This window comes from Arcicella sp. GW821-FHT09D11 (assembly GCF_059416265.1).
Genome location: NZ_JBWKOV010000016.1, coordinates 43,092 through 49,548 on the forward strand (window position 1 = coordinate 43,092; position 6,457 = coordinate 49,548).

At 37.2% G+C, this 6,457-nt stretch carries 3 protein-coding genes and 1 pseudogene; 2 read left to right on the forward strand and 2 right to left on the reverse strand.

The annotated features are described in order from the left end of the window. Positions 1-29: 29 nt before the first annotated feature. Positions 30-1,337, forward strand: coding sequence for a peroxiredoxin family protein (locus tag AC07N0_RS22790; protein ID WP_494591142.1), 1,308 nt, complete (start codon positions 30-32; stop codon positions 1,335-1,337). 96 nt (positions 1,338-1,433) lie between these two features. Beyond that, a complete protein-coding gene (locus AC07N0_RS22795; RefSeq protein WP_494591143.1) occupies positions 1,434-4,268 on the forward strand; it encodes a TonB-dependent receptor in 2,835 nt (944 codons plus the stop codon). A gap of 146 nt (positions 4,269-4,414) precedes the next feature. Here the strand turns inward: AC07N0_RS22795 and AC07N0_RS22800 are convergent, their stop codons facing one another. Together AC07N0_RS22800 and AC07N0_RS22805 are read right to left on the reverse strand one after the other, a co-directional pair. Then, positions 4,415-5,869, reverse strand: coding sequence for a sulfatase family protein (locus AC07N0_RS22800; protein ID WP_494591144.1), 1,455 nt, complete (start codon positions 5,867-5,869; stop codon positions 4,415-4,417). Positions 5,870-5,871: 2 nt separating this feature from the next. Then, positions 5,872-6,336: pseudogene (locus tag AC07N0_RS22805) on the reverse strand (sulfatase/phosphatase domain-containing protein); the annotation flags it as partial. Positions 6,337-6,457 lie beyond the last annotated feature (121 nt).

The following is a 6,457-nucleotide window of genomic DNA, read 5'->3' on the forward strand; positions in this document are numbered from 1 at the left end:
ATCTTGATGGACGATTAACTCAAAAAATCATGAAAAATAATTTTATAAAAGGAGTGTGCAATGTTTCATTGTTAACACTCTCATTGACAAGCACGTCCTTTGCTGTTGAAAAACCTACTTTAAAAGAAGGCAAATGGCGAGGAGAGTTTCAGGTAAATGAAACAAGAGTCCCTTTTAATTTTGAAATAAAAGGAAAGACCATAGAATCCTCAACGCTGACTTTATTGAACGGAAGTCGACGAGATGACTTCAAAGTAAAGGCTATATCGGGCGATAGTATTTTTGTAAAAATGAATACTTACGATGCTGCTTTGATTGGTAAAATTGACGAGAAAGGTACTTTCAGAGGCGTTTATAAGAGCCTTGTCCCTAATTTCAGAGGGAACTCATTGCCTTTCGTGGCCGAGTTTGGTAAAACTTACCGTTTTGTAGAACCTGGCAAAGATTTAAAACCCGTAACGAATGTTACAGGGAAATGGAATGTAAAAATCATTAGTAAAGACCCTAATGCTGCCAATTCTATTGCTCAATTAGAACAAAAAGGCAATAAACTAACAGGTGTTTTGATGACGGTAGTGGGTGATACCCGTGAACTTGAAGGAACTATTCAAGGTAATGAATTCCATCTTTCAGGATTTACAGGGCCAAGTCCAGTAGCTATCAAAGGTAAAATCAATGATGATTTAACCACCATCAGCGATGGTGAAATCAGTTTTGGGATTTATATCACCCAAAAATTTGAAGCAACAAAAGATAAAAATGCTTCATTACCAGACCCTTATAAACTTACTTTCTTGAAAGAAGGCTATAAAAAACTAGACTTCACGTTCCCTGATTTAACAGGCAAACAAGTATCTCTGAGTGATGACAAGTATAAAGGCAAGGTAGTAATCGTAGAAATTATAGGAACATGGTGTCCTAATTGTACTGACCAAACTCGCTTTTTAGCACCTTGGTTTAAAGCCAACAAACAACGAGGTGTAGAAGCAATAGCCATTGGATTTGAGCAAAAAGATGATTTAGAATATGCCAAATATACATTAGGCAAACTTCGAGATTTCTTTGGAATCGAATATGATATCCTTTTCGGAGGTATTGCTGACAAAAAAGTAGCTACTGAGAAACTCGCAGCATTGAATAGAATGGCGGCTTTTCCTACCACTATCATTATTGATAGAAAAGGAGATGTTCGCGAGATTTATACAGGTTACACGGGTGAAGTAACGGGTAAATACTTTAAAGATTATACTAAAAAATTCAATAAAGTATTAGACGGATTAATAGCAGAGCCTAATCCTTATGAAAAGGCAAATGTTACTACTGCCAGTTTGAAATAAGTTTCATCAATTAACTAACATACCCCAAGACAGTTCGTAATACCTTGCCATGAGTATTACGGCTGTTTTAACCTTTCCATCTTAATCCCTCCCCTAATGAAACAAAAAATACTTATTTTATTCAGCCTAATCTTCGTATATGGCTCAGTTGTAGCGCAACAACGTAATAATATCACAGGTAAAATAATTGATGCAAAAGATAATAGTCCCTTAACAGGAGCTTCTATTCTGATAAAAGGGACGCAATCGGGTACTACTTCCAATTTTGATGGAAATTTTAATCTATCAGCAAAAGCGGGAGATATTATCGTTGTCTCTTTCGTAGGATTTATTACTCAGCATATTAAAGTGGGCAATCAAAATCAGTTGACCATTAAGCTAAATGTTGACCAGCAAGGACTTAGTGAAGTAGTTGTGATTGGTTCTCGTTCAAACCAAGCCCGAACTAATATCGAAACGCCTGTTCCTGTGGATGTAATTACTAGCAAAGAAATTGTTGCTACAGGTAGAACAGATTTATCACAAATACTAAGCTTTATTGCGCCTTCTGTCAACTCGAATAGACAAACGGGTGGCGATGGTTCAGCTCATATCAATCCACTAGCTTTAAGAGGAGTAGCACCAGACCAAACCTTGATTTTAGTGAATGGTAAGCGTCGTCATACTAGTGCTTTAGTGAACGTACTAGGTACGCCGGCACAAGGAGCATCTTCTGCTGATTTAGATGCCATTCCTGTTTCTGCTATTGAAAGAATAGAAGTGTTGCGTGATGGAGCCGCTGCACAATATGGTTCAGATGCGATTGCAGGGGTAATTAATATTGTACTGAAATCGAGTGTAGACCAAGGTCAAGTAACCATTACTGCTGGTGAATACAATACTAGTTATCGTAATAAAAAAGATGGCTTTACTTTATTGACAGGCGTAAATTATGGTTTTCGTTTGGGTGAAAAAGGATTCATTAATATTTCGGGACAAATTAATAATCGGGAGGCAACCGATCGCTCTGGATTGTTTGAATATAGTAACCGCTTAACGGGGGCAAAATTGTATTGGTTTCCTTATGCCGTTGGTACGAGTTCTGAGATAGTAGATGCCAAAGAAAAATCTGTTGATAGGTATAGTTCTGCCAAAAGTGGGAATGGTAAACAAGAAAATGCTAGCTTATTTATTAATTCATCTTTGCCTTTGGGGAATGATGTAGAGCTATATGCTTTTGGTGGTATTTCATCAAAATACAGTATTAGTGCGAATAATGCTTACCGTTTTCCAAATGGAACTACTACTATTAACAGTGTTTCGAGCCGTTATTTTCCAACGATTTATCCAACAGGCTTTTTAGGAGAAAATGCCGCACGTTTAGTAGATGGCTCTTTTACGGCTGGAATCAAAGGCAAAGCCAATGGTTGGAATATTGACTTTAGCAATACTTCTGGGCACAACCGAATAGATTATACTGTTCAGAATACGATTAATGCCTCTATCGGTACATCAAGCCCTACGAAATTTAATAGTGGAGCATTGGTTTTCAATCAGAATACTACCAATATTGGTCTTACTCAACGTTTTGATAACTCGGCTATTAAAGCATTTAACGTGGCTTTTGGAGCAGAATATCGTTTAGAAAACTACCAAATTATTGCGGGGGAAGAAAAATCTTACAAAAACTATGGAGATACTACTTACATCAGTTCGGTTGGAGGTAAAACCAAAGGCGTAAGACCAGCAGGAGCACAGGTATTTCCGGGGTATCAACCTGCTGATGCACAAAACCAGTATCGCCATAGCATAGGGTTGTATGGGGACGTAGAAGCTGAAATTTCAGATAGATTTTTGTTGACGGGAGCTTTACGCTATGAAAAATACAGCGATTTTGGCGACCAACTAACTTGGAAAACATCTACGTCAATAAAATTGATTGATGATAGAAATAGTATTCTTGAAAGTCTTTCATTGAGGGGAGCAGTAAGTACTGGTTTTAGAGCTCCGTCATTACAGCAAAAGTATTATTCCGCTACTACATCTATTCCACAAGCCGATGGTAGTTTGATCCTATCTTTGGTATCAAACAATGATAATAACGTTACGAGGTCTTTTGGCATCCCTAACTTAAAGGCCGAGACTTCTAATAACTTTAGTCTTGGTCTTACTAGTCGCATCGCTAGCCATTTTACGGCCACGGTTGATGCTTACCAAATTAATATCAAAGACCGAATTACGCTCACAGGTACTTTTGATTTTAGCTCAATCACTAATAGCGATGCTACGATTAAAGGTGCGGCACAGTTAGTTAAAAACTTACTGGCTAATTATCCAGATGTAAATGCAGCTCAATTTTTTGCGAATGCTATTGATACCCGTACACGTGGTATCGATGTGGTATTAGCGTATCGAAATAAAGTAGGAGCAGGGGCTCTTAATTTATCATTAGCTGGTAATTTCACTCATACCGAAGTAACGAATGTGCATGTACCAAGTGGCTTAACGTCGTCGGGAACTGAGGATGTTAGACAGTATCTATCAGAACGTATTTTCTTTGACCGCCAACAAAGAGGACGTTATGAAAGAGGTACGCCACAAAGCAAAATAGTTTTATTGGCTGGCTATACCATAGGGCGTTTGACACCTAATGTTGTAGTAACTCGTTTCGGGGAATATACCTTTTATACAACTCAAAGCAATTTGAATAGTACAACAGGTGGAAGAGACCAACTTTTTAGTCCGAAGACCACCACAGATGTTTCATTGAATTATCAATTAAATAAATCTGTGGGAATTACCTTAGGGTCAAATAACATTTTTGATGTATATCCAGACCAACTGAGCATTGCGAATAACCAAACTGGAACAGTGCCTTGGGGTACTTCGGGCGGACAGCAATTCGGTTTTAATGGAGCATTTTATTACGGAAGACTTAATTTTAATTTCTAACTTTTTGATAAAGTCCTTGCTGAAACAAGGACTTTATCAATTTGAGCTTCTATCTATAAGGGAGACTCAATCAAAAGAGCAGTCAGAAAATTAATTTCTAACTGCTCTTTTGATGATAAAACTAAGAAAGACTGATGTATAAAAAATTAACTATAGCCATTCCAAAAGGAACTAAAGGTATCAGCGAACTCAACCTTCAATTTCAATAACTCCGCTTTTAATGCTTGCTTTTTAGCATTGAATTCAGGCTTATCTGCTAAATTGTGTATTTCCCAAGGGTCTTCTTTAAGGTTAAATAATTGCGTATGTCTGTTGCCATTTACATTATATTCTAATAATTTGAAACCGTCTTTTTTCACCCCTCTTTGAAAGTGTTTGAAAGCAAAGTACAAAGCAGGTCTTAATGATGCTTTTGGGTCTTTAAATGCTTTTACTAAACTAATACCTTGGACTGAAGACGGAATTTTAACACCAGATTTTTCCGCCAAAGTAGCATAAATGTCTGAAAGATAGCAATAACCATCAACCTTTTGGTTTTTAGGGATACCTGGTCCTGAGAAAATTAAAGGTACTCGGTTACTGTGTTCGTAAATACTTTGTTTGCCAAATAAACCATGTTGCCCCACAGCCAAGCCATTATCACCAGCAAACACAATAAGCGTGTTTTCAGCTAAACTATTCTCTTGAACGGCTTTCACAATACGTCCAATCTGTGCGTCTAAATGAGAGATAGTTGCATAATATTCTTTTATCTGACGTATAGTATCATCTTCTGTCCTTGGAAATGGTGCTAATAATTCATCTCTCACCTTTAGCTCTCCGTTATCAAAAGGATGTTGTGGTAAAAAGTTAGGTGGTAGGCTTACTTTTTTACCCGCATACCATTGATTATATTCGTCTGGAGCCAGTCTTGGATCATGAGGCGTGGTAAAAGCCGTATAAATCATAAAAGGCTCTTTTTTATACTTCTCTATAAAATGAATCGTTTCGTCTGCGAACAATTCTGAGCTATGTTTACCTTTGACTTGATTTACTTTATTTGGGGAGTAATTATTATCTTTTGGTCCTCCGTAGCTGTTATCTGCCTTATAGTCTTGTACAGGAAGATTATACTGGTCGCCCATGCCACCAAAAAATACTTTTGCACCATCAGAAAAAGCACGATTATATATGGTAGTACCATTGTGTTGCTTACCGATTCCAACTGTGTTATAATTATTTTTTCTCAACAACTCGGGGAATGTCACATAGTTGTTGAAAATATCAAAGCTAAATTCTTGGTTATCTCTTGCCTGACGGTCAATGCTGAACAGGGTTCTCCCCGTCAACAACATGGCTCTGCTAGGCTGACATATTGCTCCAGATAAACCGCCAAAAACGTGAGCTTGTGTAAAAGCTGTTCCATTCTTGACCAAAGCATCTAAATTTGGAGTAATAATATCTTTATTCCCCAAAGCACCAATGGTATCGTGGCGTTGGTCGTCTGATAATAAAACGATAATATTTAATTTTCGCTCTTTCGCTAATCCTTTTAAGAAAGGATGCAAAGCCAGAGAAGCTCCGAACAAGGAGCTATTTTTGATAAAATTTCTACGGTTCATACTCATTTGATTTTATTCCAATCTTGTACACCTACTTTTTTAGACCACTTTTCATGTTCTGCAATTAGTTTTTGAAGTACAATTGGGTTGTCTTTTGCCTTATTCTTTGTTTCAGTTCTATCGTTGGCAAGGTTGTATAATTCCCAAGGTTGGTTATTTTCGGCTACAGCTTTCCAATTCTCTTTTCTGATGGCTTTACTGCCTTCATGTTCCCAAAATAGCGTTTTTTGTGGGATGGTTTTACCTTCGAAAATAGCTTTGAGACTTGTGCCTTCTAAAGGAATTAAGCTTTTCTCTTGAAAAGTAGTTGGGTATTTAACGCCTGCCAAATCTAGGCAAGTGGGAAAAATATCAATTAAATGGCTAGGTCGAGTACTTTTGCTACCAGCTTTGATATGATGAGGGAAATAGGCAATAAATGGCGAAGCGATTCCTCCTTCATGGGTATTTTTCTTAAACAGCCTAAAAGGCGTATTACTAACATTTCCCCAAGGACTTTCGTAGCTATCTAATTAAGATTCATAAAATAATCGTTCTTTTAAATTTGGGTAAAAATGATTAATTTTTGTCAAAAGACTCAAAGTCATG

Bases quoted from the DNA above. Each gene is read 5' to 3' on its own strand.
- AC07N0_RS22795 (WP_494591143.1), top strand. From the start codon at position 1,434: ATGAAACAAAAAATACTTATTTTATTCAGCCTAATCTTCGTATATGGC.
- AC07N0_RS22790 (WP_494591142.1), top strand. From the start codon at position 30: ATGAAAAATAATTTTATAAAAGGAGTGTGCAATGTTTCATTGTTAACA.
- AC07N0_RS22800 (WP_494591144.1), bottom strand. From the start codon at position 5,869: ATGAACCGTAGAAATTTTATCAAAAATAGCTCCTTGTTCGGAGCTTCT.